The sequence below is a fragment of the Entomomonas sp. E7T21 genome (assembly GCF_058693955.1).
Window position 1 is genome coordinate 458,977 of the sequence record NZ_CP191672.1, and the last position, 18,337, is coordinate 477,313.

General features: G+C 33.0%; 18 protein-coding genes and 2 tRNA genes. 9 read left to right on the plus strand and 11 right to left on the minus strand.

All coding sequences use genetic code 11. The annotated features are described in order from the left end of the window. Positions 1-289 precede the first annotated feature (289 nt). Positions 290-1,687 carry a LysM peptidoglycan-binding domain-containing protein gene (locus ACQVD9_RS02255; RefSeq protein ID WP_264747262.1) on the minus strand — a complete coding sequence of 466 codons (1,398 nt, stop codon included), beginning with the start codon at positions 1,685-1,687 and terminating at the stop codon, positions 290-292. A gap of 93 nt (positions 1,688-1,780) precedes the next feature. After that, positions 1,781-2,581 (minus strand): hydroxyacylglutathione hydrolase, encoded by an 801-nt coding sequence (gene gloB, locus ACQVD9_RS02260; RefSeq protein WP_264747263.1) that lies wholly within the window; start codon positions 2,579-2,581, stop codon positions 1,781-1,783. A 157-nt stretch (positions 2,582-2,738) separates the two neighbouring features. Here gloB and ACQVD9_RS02265 point away from each other — a divergent pair, with 157 nt between their 5' ends. The 6 genes from ACQVD9_RS02265 to ACQVD9_RS02290 all read left to right on the plus strand — a co-directional run bounded on the left by ACQVD9_RS02265 (position 2,739) and on the right by ACQVD9_RS02290 (position 6,873). Beyond that, a complete protein-coding gene (locus ACQVD9_RS02265; RefSeq protein WP_264747264.1) occupies positions 2,739-3,497 on the plus strand; it encodes a class I SAM-dependent methyltransferase in 759 nt (252 codons plus the stop codon). Then, on the plus strand, positions 3,481-3,930 hold the full coding sequence (rnhA, locus tag ACQVD9_RS02270; RefSeq protein WP_264747265.1) for a ribonuclease HI: 450 nt from the start codon (positions 3,481-3,483) through the stop codon (positions 3,928-3,930). The genes ACQVD9_RS02265 and rnhA overlap by 17 nt, the downstream gene beginning before the upstream one ends. 16 nt (positions 3,931-3,946) lie before the next feature. Beyond that, on the plus strand, positions 3,947-4,672 hold the full coding sequence (gene dnaQ, locus ACQVD9_RS02275; protein ID WP_264747266.1) for a DNA polymerase III subunit epsilon: 726 nt from the start codon (positions 3,947-3,949) through the stop codon (positions 4,670-4,672). Positions 4,673-4,757: 85 nt separating this feature from the next. Further along, on the plus strand, positions 4,758-5,894 hold the full coding sequence (locus ACQVD9_RS02280; protein ID WP_264747267.1) for a glycosyltransferase: 1,137 nt from the start codon (positions 4,758-4,760) through the stop codon (positions 5,892-5,894). Continuing rightward, positions 5,881-6,318 carry an acyl-CoA thioesterase gene (locus tag ACQVD9_RS02285; RefSeq protein ID WP_264747268.1) on the plus strand — a complete coding sequence of 146 codons (438 nt, stop codon included), beginning with the start codon at positions 5,881-5,883 and terminating at the stop codon, positions 6,316-6,318. Before ACQVD9_RS02280 ends, ACQVD9_RS02285 begins: the two co-directional genes overlap by 14 nt. A gap of 156 nt (positions 6,319-6,474) precedes the next feature. Continuing rightward, positions 6,475-6,873, plus strand: a complete 399-nt coding sequence (locus ACQVD9_RS02290) for a hypothetical protein (RefSeq protein ID WP_264747269.1) — start codon at positions 6,475-6,477, stop codon at positions 6,871-6,873. A gap of 44 nt (positions 6,874-6,917) precedes the next feature. Here the strand turns inward: ACQVD9_RS02290 and ACQVD9_RS02295 are convergent, their stop codons facing one another. The 8 genes from ACQVD9_RS02295 to ACQVD9_RS02330 form a co-directional block, all read right to left on the minus strand. After that, positions 6,918-7,115 carry a DUF2388 domain-containing protein gene (locus ACQVD9_RS02295; RefSeq protein WP_264747270.1) on the minus strand — a complete coding sequence of 66 codons (198 nt, stop codon included), beginning with the start codon at positions 7,113-7,115 and terminating at the stop codon, positions 6,918-6,920. Between the two features lie 592 nt (positions 7,116-7,707). Further along, the gene (locus ACQVD9_RS02300) at positions 7,708-8,508 is read right to left on the minus strand and encodes a class I SAM-dependent methyltransferase (protein ID WP_264747271.1); all 801 of its coding nucleotides are present in this window, start codon (positions 8,506-8,508) and stop codon (positions 7,708-7,710) included. Between the two features lie 136 nt (positions 8,509-8,644). After that, on the minus strand, positions 8,645-9,673 hold the full coding sequence (locus ACQVD9_RS02305; protein WP_264747272.1) for a DUF2156 domain-containing protein: 1,029 nt from the start codon (positions 9,671-9,673) through the stop codon (positions 8,645-8,647). Positions 9,674-9,679: 6 nt separating this feature from the next. Continuing rightward, positions 9,680-12,229: an aminotransferase class III-fold pyridoxal phosphate-dependent enzyme gene (locus ACQVD9_RS02310; protein ID WP_264747273.1), complete on the minus strand. Its 2,550-nt coding sequence runs from the start codon at positions 12,227-12,229 to the stop codon at positions 9,680-9,682. Between the two features lie 64 nt (positions 12,230-12,293). Next, positions 12,294-13,337 carry an acyl-CoA dehydrogenase family protein gene (locus ACQVD9_RS02315; RefSeq protein WP_264747274.1) on the minus strand — a complete coding sequence of 348 codons (1,044 nt, stop codon included), beginning with the start codon at positions 13,335-13,337 and terminating at the stop codon, positions 12,294-12,296. 30 nt (positions 13,338-13,367) lie between these two features. Beyond that, positions 13,368-14,264, minus strand: coding sequence for a hypothetical protein (locus ACQVD9_RS02320; protein WP_264747275.1), 897 nt, complete (start codon positions 14,262-14,264; stop codon positions 13,368-13,370). A gap of 1,258 nt (positions 14,265-15,522) precedes the next feature. Continuing rightward, positions 15,523-15,599 (minus strand) — tRNA-Asp (locus ACQVD9_RS02325). Between the two features lie 8 nt (positions 15,600-15,607). Beyond that, a tRNA-Val gene (locus ACQVD9_RS02330) sits at positions 15,608-15,683 on the minus strand. 267 nt (positions 15,684-15,950) lie between these two features. On the opposite strand from ACQVD9_RS02330, the gene ACQVD9_RS02335 reads away from it, so the two are divergent. From ACQVD9_RS02335 to ACQVD9_RS02345, 3 genes are all read left to right on the plus strand, one after another. After that, positions 15,951-16,757 (plus strand): DODA-type extradiol aromatic ring-opening family dioxygenase, encoded by an 807-nt coding sequence (locus ACQVD9_RS02335; protein WP_264747276.1) that lies wholly within the window; start codon positions 15,951-15,953, stop codon positions 16,755-16,757. A gap of 88 nt (positions 16,758-16,845) precedes the next feature. Then, entirely contained in the window at positions 16,846-17,331 is a 486-nt protein-coding gene (coaD, locus tag ACQVD9_RS02340) for a pantetheine-phosphate adenylyltransferase (protein ID WP_264747277.1), read from the plus strand. A 61-nt stretch (positions 17,332-17,392) separates the two neighbouring features. Continuing rightward, positions 17,393-17,644: a YfhL family 4Fe-4S dicluster ferredoxin gene (locus tag ACQVD9_RS02345; protein ID WP_264747278.1), complete on the plus strand. Its 252-nt coding sequence runs from the start codon at positions 17,393-17,395 to the stop codon at positions 17,642-17,644. 24 nt (positions 17,645-17,668) lie between these two features. Here ACQVD9_RS02345 and ACQVD9_RS02350 read toward each other — a convergent pair whose 3' ends face one another. Beyond that, entirely contained in the window at positions 17,669-18,103 is a 435-nt protein-coding gene (locus ACQVD9_RS02350; protein WP_264747279.1) for an META domain-containing protein, read from the minus strand. Positions 18,104-18,337 lie beyond the last annotated feature (234 nt).

The following is an 18,337-nucleotide window of genomic DNA, read 5'->3' on the forward strand; positions in this document are numbered from 1 at the left end:
TAGCTACAAAAGTCATAAAAAAAGCCAAGCTATATGCTTGGTTTTTTTATTGTTGAAATTTATTAATATTTTATTTTTTTATAAGTTGAAATTAATGTAGTAGGTTAGATTGTTTATGGAAGAAATATATCAATCGTACATACATTGAATAGATTCTTTTAATAGTCTGTATCTGTTTTATAAATATTTAAATAATATAAGTATAAAAGAGCATATTAACTATATGATAGAGAATTATTTATTGTTTAAAGATAAGTTGAAAACTTACCTTCAGCAAAGAAGTATGTTATTAATTCCGATCTGTAAGATACAGTTGTTGACCTGGTTTAATTGAAGCATTAGCGCTTAATTGATTAAGTTCTAATAGTCTCTCTAACTTAATATTATTCTTTTGTGAGATACTCCAAAGATTATCACCCGCTTGGATGGTATATTTTCTATTATCTTTTAATACAATAGTTCTTAAAGGTTGTTCTGAAGAGTTGCTACTAGTAGAGGTACTGGCCACCATTGGTACTTTAAGTTGTTGTCCTGCTCTTAGCATTTGATTGTTAGCAAGCTTATTGATACTTCTTAATTCATTTACAGTAGTGTTATGCCTTGCCGCAATACTGCCTAATGTATCACCTGAGCGAATGTTATAATTATTCCATAATGAAATGTTTTCATTAGGAATACTACCAGTTGCCAATAGATCGCTAAAAATAGCAGCTTTATGTGCAGGAACTAATAATTGTTTAGGACATTCATTGTTGATAACAGCTTGTGCTTTTAATCCAGCATTTAAGTTTTGTAGCTCCTGAGAATCAACACCTATTAAAGAAGCTACAGTATCTAACTTAATTTGGTGGTTAATTTCTATTTTATTAAAGTAGGGTTGGTTAGGAATAGGAGCCAAGTTTACTTGATAGTTATCAGGAGAAAATGCAATTTTAGATAAAGCTAATAATTTAGGTACATAGTGGATGGTTTCATTAGGTAATGATAAATTCCAATAATCAGTCGGTCGATTTAGCTTTTGGTTTTGCTGAATAGCTCTTCTAACCGTTCCTTCACCTGAATTATAAGCTGCTAAAGCCAAAGGCCAATCATTAAACATATTATGTAGATATTGGAGATAATCTAATGCTGCATTAGTAGAAGCAATAATATCCAAACGACCATCATACCAACGAGTTTGTTGAAGATTAAAGTGAGTTCCTGTTCTAGGCATAAATTGCCATAAACCAGCTGCTTTCATATTAGAGTAAGCTGTTGGATTGTAGGCACTTTCCACAGCAGGTAATAAAGCAAGCTCTAAAGGCATATTACGTGCCTCTAATTGCTCAACAATATAGTGTAAATAAGGGCTACCTTTGGCAAATAATCGTTCTGTAGACTTTATATTAGAGGTTAATAAACGTTGTTGTTGGTCGATACGTGAGTTATTTGCACCAAGATATTCATTTTGTAGTTGGAAGCCATTGCGAACTCTTTGCCATAAGTCATCACCATAAAAGCTTTGTTGAATAACAGTGCCTCTTTTTAGAATAATATGTTTATCTTGAGAAAGAGCTACAGCATTATTATTGGATAGTTGATCTTTTTGAGAACTACAGCCAGCCGAAAACATTAATACTAAAGTACTAATTAAAAGTATAGTTTTACATGCTATATTTGATTTAAATACGTTTATTAGGCCAACCACATCAATATATCCCTACATTTAAAGTATCGATTTTAAAAAACATAATTTAAGAGGTCAAGTTTTTACAGGTTATTTCTTGATAAAACTCATCATTTAAAAGTTGTTTTTCCATTCTCTAATAGTTTTAAATATTTCAATAGGTGACTGAAGTTCTTGTTTTATGTGATAGCTAGCCGTTTGTCTGATACTTTCTAAATGACAGCGTAAAAAAGGATTAGTTTGTTGTTCTAAAGTTAAAGTAGTGGGCAATGTTATTTGTTGTTTTCTTCTTAATTCTATACAGTATTCTAGAAGTTTCTTAGCTTTATAATTAGTGGGTTCAACAGTATTAGCAAATTTTAAATTACTTACCGTATATTCATGAGCTGGATAAATAGTTGTTTCAGCAGGGAGTTGGTTAATTTTTTGTAAGGATTGGTACATTTGTTCCATAGTACCTTCAAAGACACGCCCACATCCTCCAGCAAATAAAGTATCACCACTAAAAAGCCAATGAGTTGTATCGTCTAATTGTTTTGGAAAAAAATAAACTATATGATCAAGAGTATGTCCTGGAACAGCTATTACTTGGACTTTTTTTCCAATTATATTAATAAGTTGATTATTTTCTAAAATAATATCTTTACTAGGGATAGAGGGATTATCAGGTGCTAAAACAATTGCTTTTGTGTGTTGTTTTAGGGTGTTAATGCCTCCTGTATGGTCATGGTGATGGTGAGTGATTAAAATATTTGTTAATTGCCACCCAGAATGTTGTCTTAACCATTGTAAAACGGGCTCTGCATCACCTGGGTCTACAGCAGCAACTTGTTTAGTTTTTTTATTTTTGATTAACCAGATATAGTTGTCACTAAAGGCTGATAAGGCTTCTACTTCGAACATGGTAATACTCATGTAATTAACGTAAGTAAAGAAGATAACTTTTTATAACAGATTTTTGAAGTATTTTTTAATATTTTATCTATAGGTTTGTTATATAAAGAGATATATTGATGAATAATTTAAAGGTGTAATCTGTTATATTGTGATTAATAGGAGCAAGATTAATTAAATGACAGAGATACTTCCACCAAATCAACAACAAATGAAGCAGCATGTGCAATCCATTAGGACATGGTTTGCTAGTGGTAAGGGGCAACGATTATTGTCACTTGAAAAACCATTGATTGAGCAAGCGCTTACCTACTATTTTGGTCGTTTTTTATTACAGGCAGGGCCATTATATAATTTAGTACAGCCTATAAAAGATGTCGATGAGATCATTTCTGTAGGTTGTGAAGGTTTCAATGCTGATATAGTTTGTGAGGAACATGCTTGGCCAATTCTGACAGAAGGAGTAGAGGCTGTTGTTTTGCAACATACTTTAGATTTTGCTTACTCTCCTCACAATACTTTACGAGAAGCTGCGCGTTGTATTAGGCCGGGTGGACATATATTAATTGTTGGTTTTAATCCCTATAGTTATTGGGGAATTTATCGGCGTTGCCATTTTGGGGTATTAAGTAAATCTCACAGTATTACTTATAGTCGATTAATGGATTGGCTAAGATTATTAGGTTTCGCTGTTGAACGTACATGGAAAGGGGCCTATGGCCTTCCAAACAGTGTAGTAGTAGATAAAGTGATAGGTTTGGAGGCAATAGGGCAGCATCGTAAATGGTGGGGAAATGGTTTTTATATTGTTAGTGCCCGAAAAATGATGATTCAACCGACACCATTAAAAAGCAAAAAGAAGAGTATTTTAGGTACTTTAGCTCCTATACCAGTGGTTAATAGAAATGATGTGAGGGTAGATGAGCGACATAGTTAAAATTTATACAGATGGAGCTTGTAAAGGTAATCCTGGCCCTGGTGGTTGGGGAGCATTACTGCTTTATAAAGGGATAGAAAAAGAGTTATGGGGTGGCGAACTTGAAACTACTAATAACCGTATGGAGTTATTAGCAGCTATTAAAGGTTTAGCTGCTTTAAAAAGGCCTTGTACAGTTGATTTGCTGACCGATTCACAGTATGTAAAAAAAGGCATTACAGAGTGGTTGGCAGGTTGGAAAGAAAAAGATTGGAAAACAGCTAATAAGAAACCTGTTAAAAATGTAGACTTATGGAAAATGCTGGATGAACAAGTAGTAAGACACCATATTACTTGGAAGTGGGTAAAAGGCCATGCAGGTGATATAGGTAATGAACGTGCAGATCAGCTGGCCAATCGTGGTGTTACTGAAATAATAGAGAGTTTAGGTTAGTTAAAGTAGAGTAGCTATGAGAAGTGTAGTATTAGATACAGAAACTACAGGTATGCCTGTAACAGAAGGCCATCGAATTATTGAAATTGGTTGTGTAGAAATAGTTAATAGGCGCTTAACTAATAGGTATTTTCATGTTTATTTACAGCCAGACCGAGAAATTGATGAAGAAGCTATTAAAGTTCATGGTATTACTAATGAGTTTTTAATTGATAAGCCTCGTTTTAAAGATATTGCTAATGATTTTTATGAGTTTATTAAAGATGCACAGTTAGTGATACATAATGCTGTGTTTGATATTGGCTTTATTAATAATGAATTTGAGCTTTTAGGGCAAACTGATAGAGCTAATGTTGAAGCCTATTGCTCAGTACTAGATTCTTTACAATTAGCTAGAGAACGCCATCCAGGGCAACGTAATAGTTTGGACGCACTTTGTAAGCGTTATCATGTCGATAATTCAGGCCGAGAGTTGCATGGCGCTTTGCTGGATGCTGAGTTATTAGCTGATGTCTATCTAACAATGACAGGTGGGCAGACGAATTTAGGTTTAGAAGCTAATGCACAATCTAATCTGTCAGGGGGGCAAGCTGCTGCTATTCAAAGATTACCTTTGGATCGTCCTAAAACAAGGGTGATAAAAGCAACAGATGAAGAGTTGCTAGCGCATGACGCTAGATTAACTGAAATAGAAAAAGCTTCAGGTAACCCTGCATTTTGGAAAGTATTAACAGATAGTTAACTAATTGTGTCGAATAGCTACAAAATACTGTGCTAGGCTGTTAAACTTTAATTAATTTTATTTTTAAGAATGGGGAGTCTGTTCTATGGCTCGTTCGGTAGAGTCCAGAGTATTACAGTTTTGTCATGGTTATGATGGCCCTTTTTTAGATTGTGCTAGACAGTACGCTAGCCTTTTTAAAGGTACATCTTATAAAGTTACCACTGTATTTTTAACAGGCAAACCCAGTGCTGAAGTGGCAAAACAATGTGCTTCTGATGAAGTACTATTTATGGATTTTACCTCAGCAGATGTACGGGGCTTAAAGCTTAAAGCAATACGTGATTTACGCGCTATTGCTGCTTCACGCGATTTTAAATTTTGTATTGCACACCGCTTTAAACCCATTTGGATTGCTTGTTTAGCTACCTCATTACCTGTTATTGGTGTTCATCATGCATTTGGTGATTATGAGCGTTGGGGACGTCGTTTATTTGCTAACTGGCAAAAGAAAAGATTATCTCTATTAGGTGTATCAAATGCAGTAAGAGATGATATGAGAAAATGCTTGCCAGCTTGGCCCAGTGATCGTATAGAGACACTCTATAATCATATTAGCATCGATCAAGTACGCAGCAAATTACTATCACGAATAGAAGCAAGACATGCATTGCATTTAGATAAGCATGCTTGGATTGTGGGTAATGTTGGTCGTTTGCATCCTGATAAGGATCAGGCTACTTTATTAAGAGCTTTTGCCTTAGCAAAACCAAAGTTACCTAAAAATAGTCAAGTGGCTATTATGGGAACAGGACGTTTGGGAGACCAGCTAAAAGGTTTAGCAAAAGAGTTAGCTATTGCTGAGGATGTATTATTTTTAGGGCAAGTTGAGCAAGCGCGCAGTTATTTCAAAGCATTTGATTTATTTGCTCTTACCTCAGATAAAGAGCCATTTGGTATGGTGCTATTAGAAGCAATGGCTGCAGATATACCCATTATTTGTTCAGATTGTGGCGGTGGTAGAGAAGTAGTAAAGGATGTAGGAATACTTTTCCCCTTTGGTGATGAACAATTATTGGCAGAGGCATTAGTTAGAATGTCTCAATTAACATTAGAACAGCTACAAAGTTGTCATGATGCTATGCAAGTTAAACTTTATAGTCACTTTTCTGATGAGTCAGTAGAGCAGACTTTCTGGCGTTTGCCAATGGTACAACCTTTCAGAATTAATGATGTGGGATAGAGAACCTTCTTTTGTTATTGATATTCTGCCAAAATCAGAAGATATAGATGATTTTGGGCATGTTAATAATGCTATCTATGTAAAATGGTTAGAGGATTGTGCGTGGCAGCACTCTAATTCTCTTGGTTTAAATATGGATGTTTATAGACAACTAGATAGAGGAATGGCAGTTATTCGTCATGAAATAGATTATCTAGCTAGTGTTTATTGTGATGAACAATTAAAGTTAGCTACATGGATTGTAGAGATGGATAATAAACTTAGAATGAGCCGCCAATTCCAATTAATAAATACCCAAAATCAACAAACAGTTTTAAAGGCAAGGACTCAATTCTGTTGTATTCAGCTTACAACAGGAAAGCCTAAGCGGATGCCCATAGAGTTTATTGAATGTTATGGTAAAGCAGCATTAACTTTTGTTTGATCAATATATTGTCGACTGAAAATAAAATTTTATGGTTAGAACGGATGCTAAACATTGACTATATGAAATTATTGGTAATATTATTTAGATTGTAAAAACAATAAAATGGCACAATATATTACTAAAGAGTTATCTTAATTAAATGTAGTATATGTTATGACCAAGAAACTTATTATTTTATTATTTAGCCTTTTTATACCATTCGCCTATGCGGATGTGACGCCTAGTATTTCGCAAAAAGCACAGACTCTTATTTCTGGAAAACAAGAAAAGGGTCAAAATCGAAAAACTGATCTAACTAAAGAACTGTTAAATCCAGTAGACCTTCCTATTACTAGAGGCCAACTTCAAGGTAATAATCAGTGGGATTTTGGCTTACCTAATAAAGAGATCCTAAAAGGAGAGGATAGTATTGGTGGGGTGCTGCCTGACTTATTTAATATGCCAACGGGACAGGATCGTTTTGGCATTAGAGGTGATGTAATCAAAAGCGTTGACCTAAAGGAAAAGGGTGATATTGATGGTGCTAATATTCAGTTTATTTTTAGAAAATAAAGCGTTTATTAGAAAAATAATTTGTGTTTGTGAACAAGCAAAAATTAATAGCTAATTATAGCCTTAACTAACTCTATATCTGTGGTGTTAGGGTATTTATCTTTTAGCATATTGAGTGCTTTTTCTAAATAGGGTGTACGGTAGTTACTATCACTAGCAATATAAAAATAGGCATCTGACTTAGCGTTGATAACTATTTTTTCATCTGAGTTTGGTTCATTTTGGCTTGCTTGATTTGTCATAATAAAAGGAGCCAAAGTTAGTATCGTTGAAGGCAGTGTGAAATAAGCAAAATATTCTTTTAACTCTTTAGTATCAGCAAAAGATTCGATAGTCGAAGAAATTAACAGAAGTACTAATAGATACTGTCTGATTTTTAAGCATACCGCCATATGTTTTTAATAAAAAAGTAGTCTCAAATTAATAGATATATTACATCAAAGAAGAAGTAAAAAAATAGGATTAGTAAATTGGATAGGATTGAGGCTGATAGGGGTAAACATAGTAGAAATAAAGAAAGCTAGTAAAATTAATTACTAGCTTTTTTATGATGGCGCAATGGACGAGCGACGAGCAAATACCTATATAATCTATAGTTATAAATTAGGCCAGTTATACCAATTGATACACAATGATATTATAAAAGATGTGTATAGAACTATAGACAGCTTACAATAATGGGGTTTAAATAATCTAACCCTTAAAGAATTTTAAATAATAGCTTGAGTAATAGGCATAAGCTTATATATGGATCACTACTAAATTTAATATTACAGTTTGATATATTAAAACCCCTTCTTTTTTCGAAAGGGTTTATTAGGATTTCTAAACAAATTATTTTTTCTGAATAGCTAATTGCATCATACGCCAGCTTCCCATTATATAATTTGGATCTTTTACTAGTTCTCGGATTTTACTAATAAGTGTTGTAAACTCTTGATCATTAGTAACTCCAGCAGAGATTAAAGGTTCTCGGATTTGCTCAAAAGATATGAAAGGAAAGCTTTTTTGACGCTCAGTTACTAGTGCAGGCATATTGAACTGAACATTCTTAATATTTACATTAAGCTCTTGAACTTTTTGCCATAGCTTTGGAAAACAATCATAGTTTAAAGAGGCTATATCAGCCATTTGCTTTACTAGATCATTAGCTCGTTGAAAATATTCATTGTCTTTGGGCCAACATTCATAGGGAAAGCCTGGTTCTTCAATTAAAATTAATGCGCCTTGTTTACAGGATTTCAAAATATTATTGAGACAGGCGTCCCAATTTCTCACATGCATTAACAAAAACCGAATATAAACCACATCAAACTTATCTTCTTCTAGCTCATTATCAGCAATATTATGCAGTTTAAATGCTACATTATTAGTATTATATTGTTTGCTGAGCTCATTGCAGATATCCACTTGCTCTTGTGATGAGTCTATTCCTAGGATATGACATTTAGGATAATTTTTTGATAACCAGAAGGCCATTTGACCATGACCACAGCCTATATCTAACAGGCGCTTAGTATTTTTTGGTAAGTTTTTCGATAAAAAGTTTTGGCTTCCTTCATCATAAACTTCTGCCAAAATAGATAATCTTTCTTGATCAGCACCACCTATGTTTGGTAAATATTCTAAAGACATAAGAATTCCTTCTTTAAATAAATGGTTAGAAATAAAATAGATCGTAAACTACTTAAAAGTTGTTATTTTTTAAATTAATCCCTAAGGATATTTATTTCTGTGTAGCTATCTAATAACTAGTTTTGTTATAGGTTGATTAAATACTGTTAGTTGCTCTCAGAATAAACCATAGCGTTTTTAGTACTTTCCCTTTTGGAAAAGCCACTAGCTCAGGTTCTATCATTGAAGGACGCCAACTAACCTTATATTGTCGTTGTGAGGCTGCTGGATAAACTCCTCCACCTTTAGAGGCTAACCATTTAGCTACTTTATAAAATAAAAATGAATCATTAATTTGCTTAGTATTTTCAAACTCAACCAAAGGCGTAAAGCCAAAATGTAAATAAGCGACTTGGTTTTCTTTTTTAAATTGATTTATTGCCGTTTGGTTAATAAGTTGCATTATTCCATTCGGAGCATCAGGTATTCTCCTAGAGAGGTTATGAAACCAGCCCAATGTCTTTCCGTAGGTACGGGTATATATAATATACGCTAAGACATTATCACCTATGGATGCAATATAAAGTCGATGTTCTCCAGAATTTAATTCGATGGAGTTAAAATCTATCACTAATTTACTTAATGCATTTCCCCCTTTATTTTTAAGCCATAAGGTATTAATAAACTCAAGTTGAGGTTTTAAAAGATCGAGCTTTTGTTGAGAAAATATTTCTTTAACAACGATACCTTTCTTTTTAGCTTTGTTAATTTTATTTCTTAACTGTTGGAAACTTTTCCCTTCAATAGTATAGTTTTCTAAGGATAACGAATAGCTTGCGCCCAGTTGGTTAATATTAAAACCATATTGTTTTAGTAGATTAAAATCAGACTCAGAAAAATGTAAAAAAATAGGGAATGTTTTGGCAGCTTTATTAAATTCCAGAAACTTGCTTAGTAAGTTTTGCTTATTCTCTTCTGATGAAAGAATACCTCCTATGCACATATTCATATTTTTGTATTTGAAAAAACCAATAGCTCCATAATCGTTTGTAAACCAGTTCACTTCTTTATTAAGCAATAGACAACTCAACGAGTTTGTTGAATGTTCTAATGCTGTTTTAAGAGAGGGAAATTGATTTACTTCTTGAGCATTGTTCGTTAATAAAGTAGAAAATGTTTTATGCATTTGTTATTAGTTCTCTTCATTAAAGGTGTTGTATAGGATAGGAGTGAAAGTGTGTTTTTTGGACATATTTAGCACACTTAAAGCATCGTTATACGCTATATTTTTCCCTATACTCAAATGCTGTTCTGAATTATCAAGAGCCATTGCTATCGTTTCAGATAAACAGGCAAGATTTACACCAGCAGGCACATCAATTATGTTTGAGTCACCATAAGAGGTTTTATTAGGCTGAGAAATAAGCCCACCTTCATAAATAAAATGTTCTTGATCTCTTACAAAATCAAAGGGTCTTGCTGCATCAAAAATAACAGCAGATTTTTTGACAGTTGAGGTGTTTAAAAAGGCTTTACCCTCGCTAGTGGCAGAAACAATAAAATCAGCCTGGCTCAATGCTTCCTCATAGCATTCTGTAACCTTAAGTCCGAGTGTGCCAGCTACCTTTGTCAACTGTTCTAATTGACTAGGAAAATCGAGCAAGGTTCGATTATCTAGTAATAACCATTGTTTAATATTACTTAGCAAAGACCCTTCAACAATAATATCTCTAGTTGTATTTACGACTTCTAGTAGGGATTTAATTAGTTCTGATAAAAGTAAATGGCCTGTTTTAGGTCTACCAACCAAAATTATTCTACTAAAATTATGAGCAAGACCAATTACTGAAATTTTTCCCACAGAACCGCGTGCGCCAATAACAGCTAATATTTGACTTGCTACTTCATTATTAAGCATAGATCTTATGCTTTCCACCACAGACATTCCAGTAAGAGAATTACCATTGGTTAATAATAGTTGTTGGCTATTATCAACTAAGTTCTTTCCTCCATCAGAAATAACTGATGTATAAGCGCCTAAACCTACCACCTCAGCATGATTTGACTTAGCGACATCTAAAAACTCATTCATAAGCCTAGTACGTTCTTTTTTAGAAAGTAGTAGCATTTTTTCTGCCCTAATAGGTGAAAAAATTAACATTCCGTTGCTATAACAAATGTTATTTTCCACAGCAAATTCAACTGCCACCTCAGGACTAAAATCAATAATTGCTGTTTCTGTAATCCATTCACTAAGCTGATCTTGTTGCTGTTGGGTATAATTTTGTTTTATCGCTTCACAGTAGTTATAATTTAATTCCTTAATTGAGGTGGTATGAATAAGGAATGCAAACTTTTTACCCTCTGGTAAGCTTTTATTAGTTATTTTAGTTGGTGCAATATTATTATTAATACTAACAGGATAAGACTCACTTAAAGGAGGCAAATCTGATAAATGAAGATCAATTAAATGGGCAAATAAAATATCATATCTACCATTTTGAATTATTTGACACACCCTATCAAAAGCATTAAAAAAGTAATCAATATCTTCTTTTGTAATATCTAAAGCAGGTTCAAATCTTATTGAACAAGGCCTTGACATTAAAGGCATAGTAAAAACACCATAGTGCTTTAATAAAAAACTACAGATTATGTATGCCAAGCCACCGCTTTTTTGACTAAAATTTAGTACTATATTCGAGGAGGCTTGAGGATCCTGTAGCTCCAAGCTACGCATCAAACCAAGTCCTTTCCAAGTAAAGATAGTGGAATATTTTTTTAATAAATCATTCAAATACATATCCACATAACTACTTATTTGCTGAACATGAACTTGTCTCTTTTTATCCTCACTGGTTAAATGGTTGATTACAGCTAGTCCCATACTTGCGGCTAAAACATTATTAGCAAAAGTAGAGCTATGTTTTTTATCAAACTCCATTAAGTGTAAATGTTTTGCATAAAGCATTGCTCCAATAGGCATAAAGCCTGCACCTAAAGCTTTTGAGAACAAAATAATGTCAGGTTTCAAATTATATAGGGTAGCAGCACAAAAACTGCCTAATCGACCTACACCCGTTTGAATCTCATCAAAAATAGAAACTGTACCATTTTCTTTACATAATTTTATGATATCTGTAAGTAGATTAGGGGGAATAACATTCATTCCTCCCTCACCTTGAACAGGTTCAATAATAAAAGACGCAAACGTTTTTGACTTGATTTTATCTTCAATTTGCTCGATATCATTAATATCAACATGTTCAAACATGTTTTCATCAGCAATATTATCTGCTTTAAACCTTTTTGAGCCTGTTGCAGATAAAGCAGAATATGTTTTACCATGAAAACTATCCACCAAGCTTAAAACTTTTTTTCTACCTGTATAGAGCCTAGAAAGTTTTATTGCTACCTCTACTGTTTCCGCACCACTATTGGTGAAAACACAGTAGGTATATTTTTTATTATCAATTTGCTCTGCTAGTTTTTCTGCTAATTTTTTTACTGTATGATGAATATTTGGCTGAGCCAGAATAGGGGACTCATTTCGTATGAAGTTGTTTATTTCTTCTATAGCAAACGAAGGATTATGGCCAAATGGTAAAGCACCATATTGTGCTAGATAGTCTTTAACTTTTCTTCCATCTTTTAAAAATAAATAACTGCCTTTAGCTGATTTGATATCAAGATTAAGTTTTGTCGCCTCTAATAGTTGTTCACGATAATAATTGACATACATAGCGATACCTCTTTCAAGCGAATGAGATTAAATTTTTTAGGTAAATTGATGAAAACTTTAAACACTAATCCTTCATGAGTTGACTAACTGTTTGATACTCACTTGTGGGATGAAATTTAAAAAGTTGAATAATAGAATAAAACTCAAAAATCTTTGGATTAGTCATAGCTTGTATACCGCCACAACAACGAACTATGTAGCTAGCCATATGCTCTAATATCTCTTCTAAGATATACCGTAAAGCTAGTATTTTTGGGATAGCATTTTCATCTTGATAGGAGCTATAGGCGATAGATAACATCTGTTTTAAGAGACCATAAACCCTGTATTTATTTTGGGTTATTCTGTATTTAATGGTATCTTGTTGTCTGATATATTGTGGTAAAAAATTTATCAATCCCTCTAAAGCACCAGCATAGGCGTTCGCTGCAAAGTAATTAAATAATGATAGTCCATAAGAAAGAACAGGTAATAATGCAATATCTTGATATTTAGAAACTAGATCATGCGTAACTTCTGCGTTATTAAATTTTACCTCTTGATTATCACACTCTTTTAGTAAATTAAGCTGACTAAAAGGTGTTATTTCAATATTTTTAGTATTTCTATCAATCAGTAACAGTTTCATTTTTTCGCAAGCATCGATGTCTTTCACTGAAATAACATAATAATCCGCTATAGATGAAAGGGTGCAAGGTTTTTTTGAACCACTAACTAATAAACGCTCATCTTGAGAAAAAATTTGAACAGATGGTGAAAAAATATTAGCTCCTGGTATAGCCTCAGCAAAAGCAGAAGCAAGTAAAATTTTTGAATCAAGAACCCCCTTTAAAATTTTTTCATTATCAATAAAAACGTCTGAATATTTTTTGCATGCCAGTAAGATATGATTATGCATGGTTAATGCTATGCCAACAGATGGTAATAGTGAAGAGGCTTCTCGAATAGTATTCCCCACCGTCTCAAGACTGTTTATATCATTATCAGCATTTAGTTCTAAACATTGCGCTGTTGCATTGGTTTTTAGTAGTAACTCTTTTAATTCTAAAGGTGTAATATCTAAGTATTTGTTAATATTATTTTTTAATTCATTTATTATTTTTGTCATTATAATATTTTCCTTATTTTTAGTTGAATATTAAAGTAGCCCCATATATTTCAAACGTGACTGTTGCATTTCGTTTACCAGATAATTTGATAGCTCTAAACGAGACTCAACAGTAGATTCTGATAGTAATAAACCATCATACAATTCATAACCCTCTATCAAAGATTTATGCTGCTCCATACCTTGTTGATACAAAGTTTCGCGTTCAACATAAAAATCACTGAAAGATACTTCATGCCATAATGCCAGCCCCTCATTAATGCATTCATGAGCTACTGCTTTAAGCGTATTATCTGATTCAATCTGCTCTTTAACTATATTGGCACAAACTGTTAAATGCCTTAACTCATCAACATTTGCTCTTGCTTGTATGGCGGATGCTGTTCTATCAAAAGGATACCACTTCACCTCACTTAACTCAGAAGTAGGAGCTAAAACTCCCTCTAACACAACAGTTATAATCAACACGCCAGCTAAATAATTATTTTTATCAGTCACCCATTTATCAAAGTAAGCTCTCAATGGAGTTATTATGTTTTTTAAGTGATCTTGAAGAAGATCTTCCATTTGTTTTGCAACTTCTTTGGAACTAGAAAAACCTATTCTTATTAGATGTTCTCTGAATAATTTAGCGTGTACGCCCTCATCAAATATTTGAGTTAGTAAATAATCAAAGTCAACATAATTTGGTGCTTTATCCGCTAATAGCAACAAACCTTTTGTTGCTTCATATTCACAAATTGATTTAAACGCTAACTCCCTAATAATAGATTCTCTTAATGGCCCTTGTTGATAAGTAAGCTTGGGATCATCTGCAAAATTTGTCTGATAATTATTCGTTACGTTTATTTGCTCATCAAACCAATTATCTAATCCCCAATCTACGGCTTTCATTTCAGTTGTTGATGCTTGAGCTATTAACTTCATATGCATTCACCTTTATTATTTTTAATTTAAGAAAAAGTTGTTTTTTTGAATTCATCAGATACCACTTTTGGAAAATTGCCTAATACTCCTCTATCAATTGAAATATGTACAAATAAAGCTAAAAAACTATAATTATCTTTGAAAAAATATAGCCAAATTAGACTGACTAAAACTAATACAGAAAAGTTATGACAACAGTTGTAGATTATGTAGAAAACGCGTGGTGGGGTATCGTTTTGTGTAAGTAAACTCCAAATACGTCCAGGATAATAACTTAAAATATCTATGCTAAAAAACAATATTAAAAACTGCCACCAATTGATGTTATTCGAAAATTCGTACGTTAAAAAAATACTAATCCAAAACAACGCAAAATATTCTAATCTTAATAACTTCATGCTATGAATCATTATTTATCCTCTCTATTTTCTTATTTTTATTTAAATTTTTAATAACGTCGCAGTATAGAATCTCAAAACTTTCATTACTTGTAATTGAAACTCTTAAACTATCGTATGTTTTTTTTTTACTATGCAAAAATACGACTTTAGTTTAATTGGTACTATTGCATCATTTATTTATTAATATAGATCAATGAAATTTGTAAAAGCTGAAAATTTATTGTGCCCTAGCGTAAGTAGACAAAATCTTAAAAAAATATTCATGAAAATCATTTATTTATTTTTAATATATGTGAACTAATTGAAAGCTATAATTTAAATAAATTAGAATAATCCAGAATTTAATATATTGTTATTTAAAAAGTAATTTTATTTAAACTCTTTTTTGGAGATGCTTGACAAAAGCAGTTAAAAGTGAGCATGATAAATTTTTTGCATTAAATAATCATAAATACCAATAAAAAGAAGTACATAAAAGATAGAAATATATACAAACTATCAATTTTAAGCCTATTTTTTACTTTTGTAGAATTAATATAGGAGAATATAAAATTTTGTTAATCAAGCATGTTACATAAAAGAACGCAGATACTAAAGCTAAATTACAGACAAGAACTGGAATGTGAATGGCTTATAAATTAAATCCCATATCTATGGTAATAAACTAGAACCACAGTCACCACTATAAAATTATTAACTAAAGAGGGGTAATTAAAAGTTATCCCCTTTTATTTTATAACCACAGAATAAGAAATTATTTAGTGTGGTTAAAATAAATGATAGGGGCTAAAATAGGGATTAACAAAAGCTCTTAAATGAAAAAAGGTTAGTAAAATGAATTACTAACCTTTTTATAATGGCGCAACGGACGGGACTCGAACCCGCGACCTCCTGCGTGACAGGCAGGCATTCTAACCAACTGAACTACCGCTGCGTGGTAATTGGTGGGTGGTAACGGGATCGAACCGCTGACCCTCTGCTTGTAAGGCAGATGCTCTCCCAGCTGAGCTAACCACCCTTCGTCTCCGAAAGTGTCGCGCATTCTACGGGTAACAGAAAAAATATGCAAGACCTATTTTGAAAAAAGTTTAAATTATTTTATTTTAAAAGGATAATTTATTAATTTAGTTATTGTTTTTAAATTAATTTGTATGAGTTTATAGAGTATTTGCAACTACTATAGCATTTTAATAAATGATTTTATAAATCATTATTAAAAAATACTTGGAAAGTGAATATTAATCTATATAAAAGAGAATGCTTAATTTTAGATGAGTATTTGATAATGACAAATAACTATCAACCTTCATTATTTATTCCCCATGGTGGTGGCCCTTGTTTTTTTATGGATTGGTCAGCAGGGGGTAATGTTTGGCAGAGTATGCAAGATTTTTTGGCTGGCTTAGCTAGAAAATTACCAGCAAAACCAAAAGCTATATTGATTATTTCAGGGCACTGGGAAGAGCCTGAGTTTACAGTTAATACAGTGATAAATCATACTTTATATTATGATTATTATGGTTTTCCTCCCTATACTTACCAATTAACTTACCCTGTTAAAGGTGATGAGCACTTAATAACAGGTCTTATGCAGTTGTTATCAAGTACAGGTATTAGTGTGCAGACGGATAATCAGCGAGGATTAGATCATGGTGTATTTATTCCTTTTAAGGTGATTTACCCTGATGCGGATATTCCTATTGTGCAATTATCATTAAAGAAAGGTTTGGATCCACAGACTCATATTAATTTAGGTAAGGTATTGGCACCTTTACGTAAAGAAGGAGTATTAATTGTGGGTAGTGGTATGAGTTATCATAATTTAGGTGTTTGGAATGGAGAGTTAGCCGCTACAGCCTCGCAGGTATTTAATGAATGGTTAATAGCAACACTTGAGGAAGATGATATAGATAAGCGTAATAGGTTATTATGTTATTGGCAGGAAGCCCCTTATGCGCGTATAGCGCATCCTAGGGAAGAGCATTTATTACCGTTAATGGTAGCAGTGGGGGCAGGTGATAGTGATAAAGGCCATTGTATTTATTCAGGTAAGGTTGGAGAGTTATCTTTTTCAGCATTTCGCTTTGGTTAGTTTTAATAGTTAGTATGAAAATACTTGGCTTAAAGCTTGATCTGGGCTACTATGCGCGCTTTAGCCAACTAGTTATGGGAAGCTTTCCATGCCCAAACATAAAGTAGTTTATCCAGGAACCTTTGATCCTATTACCTGTGGACATGTGGATATTGTTGAGCGTGCGGCAAGGATGTTTGATCATATTGTTATTGCTGTTGCTGAAAGTCCAAAAAAGAAGCCGTTATTTTCTTTAGAGGAGCGTGTGTCGCTAGCTAGAGAGGTGACCAAGCACCTTGATAATGTTGAGGTTATAGGTTTTTCTTGTCTATTAGCACATTTTATGTGTGAGCAAGGAATTAGTACTTTAATCAGAGGGTTGCGTGCTATTTCTGATTTTGAGTATGAATTTCAGTTAGCTAATATGAATAGAGCCTTAGTACCTACTTTGGAAAGTCTATTTTTAACTCCATCTGAAAAGTTTTCTTATATTTCTTCTACGTTTGTTAGAGAAATTTCTTCCCTTGGTGGCGATATCAGTAAGTTTGTACCGCCAGAAGTTGAGAAAGCTCTAAAAGTGAAGTTTTCTCAGTAGTTTATGTTAAAATAACATGGTCTTGAAGTAAGTTATCAACTTAAAGTTGATAGGAGTTGTTATGTCATTAATCATTACTGATGACTGTATCAATTGTGATGTGTGTGAGCCTGAATGCCCTAATGAAGCCATTTCTCAGGGCGAAGAGATTTATGTAATAGATCCTAAGCGTTGTACAGAGTGTGTTGGACATTATGATGAACCACAGTGTCAGCAAGTATGCCCAGTAGATTGTATACCGCTTGATCCTAATAATCAGGAAACAAAAGAACAGTTAATGGAAAAGTATATTAAATTAACTGAAAAAGCTTAGTTGCTTATTATTAAGCGATCATTGTTATGATCGCTTGTCTTGTTTTTCTTCTGCCCATAATTTTATTGGCTGTCCATTTTCAGGCCATAGCTGCAATTGTTGAATGTCTGAAAAATCCCAAGATTTAATAGTTTTTAAAGCATTTAAAAAACGTTGTTCTTGTTCCATCAGTGCAGGTGCGCAATCTTTTTTAGTGACGCTGATAGAGTTGTCAAAAGTTAGTTTGTTACCTTGTAGTTGATAGTTGGTAGACCAATAATTACAACCAGCTAAACCATAGGCTTTATTATCTTGATCTAGAACGATATTAAGGTAGCTGTAATCCATTAAGGGACGTTCACCAATCCACTCCACTCGATAGCTTGTTTGTAGCTGTAATGTGGGTGATAAAACTTGATTATTTTGCATAGATGAACAGGCGCTCATGGTAATCATGAGTAAAAGTAATAGTCTTGTCATAAATCGTATCCTTTAAATTTCATAAAAAAATTTTAACTATTATATAGTTAGGTTATTTGTAACAGTTTATTAGACTAATGGCTAATATTAAAATAATATTATCTTTAGCTTTTTTTATTGAGTTAGGGTAGAGTAATAATACTGAGTTTGTATGGAGCTTGGAAGTCGCCTAGTGACAATTCTTACAGTTCGTTTGAATGACTTGTATAACTCCTTGCACTCGGTTATAGAAGT

Coding starts and splice junctions, on each gene's coding strand:
- gloB (WP_264747263.1), bottom strand. CDS start 2,581: ATGAGTATTACCATGTTCGAAGTAGAAGCCTTATCAGCCTTTAGTGAC.
- ACQVD9_RS02265 (WP_264747264.1), top strand. CDS start 2,739: ATGACAGAGATACTTCCACCAAATCAACAACAAATGAAGCAGCATGTG.
- rnhA (WP_264747265.1), top strand. CDS start 3,481: ATGAGCGACATAGTTAAAATTTATACAGATGGAGCTTGTAAAGGTAAT.
- dnaQ (WP_264747266.1), top strand. CDS start 3,947: ATGAGAAGTGTAGTATTAGATACAGAAACTACAGGTATGCCTGTAACA.
- ACQVD9_RS02280 (WP_264747267.1), top strand. CDS start 4,758: ATGGCTCGTTCGGTAGAGTCCAGAGTATTACAGTTTTGTCATGGTTAT.
- ACQVD9_RS02285 (WP_264747268.1), top strand. CDS start 5,881: ATGATGTGGGATAGAGAACCTTCTTTTGTTATTGATATTCTGCCAAAA.
- ACQVD9_RS02290 (WP_264747269.1), top strand. CDS start 6,475: ATGACCAAGAAACTTATTATTTTATTATTTAGCCTTTTTATACCATTC.
- ACQVD9_RS02295 (WP_264747270.1), bottom strand. CDS start 7,115: ATGACAAATCAAGCAAGCCAAAATGAACCAAACTCAGATGAAAAAATA.
- ACQVD9_RS02300 (WP_264747271.1), bottom strand. CDS start 8,508: ATGTCTTTAGAATATTTACCAAACATAGGTGGTGCTGATCAAGAAAGA.
- ACQVD9_RS02305 (WP_264747272.1), bottom strand. CDS start 9,673: ATGCATAAAACATTTTCTACTTTATTAACGAACAATGCTCAAGAAGTA.
- ACQVD9_RS02310 (WP_264747273.1), bottom strand. CDS start 12,229: ATGTATGTCAATTATTATCGTGAACAACTATTAGAGGCGACAAAACTT.
- ACQVD9_RS02315 (WP_264747274.1), bottom strand. CDS start 13,337: ATGACAAAAATAATAAATGAATTAAAAAATAATATTAACAAATACTTA.
- ACQVD9_RS02320 (WP_264747275.1), bottom strand. CDS start 14,264: ATGAAGTTAATAGCTCAAGCATCAACAACTGAAATGAAAGCCGTAGAT.
- ACQVD9_RS02335 (WP_264747276.1), top strand. CDS start 15,951: ATGACAAATAACTATCAACCTTCATTATTTATTCCCCATGGTGGTGGC.
- coaD (WP_264747277.1), top strand. CDS start 16,846: ATGCCCAAACATAAAGTAGTTTATCCAGGAACCTTTGATCCTATTACC.
- ACQVD9_RS02345 (WP_264747278.1), top strand. CDS start 17,393: ATGTCATTAATCATTACTGATGACTGTATCAATTGTGATGTGTGTGAG.
- ACQVD9_RS02350 (WP_264747279.1), bottom strand. CDS start 18,103: ATGACAAGACTATTACTTTTACTCATGATTACCATGAGCGCCTGTTCA.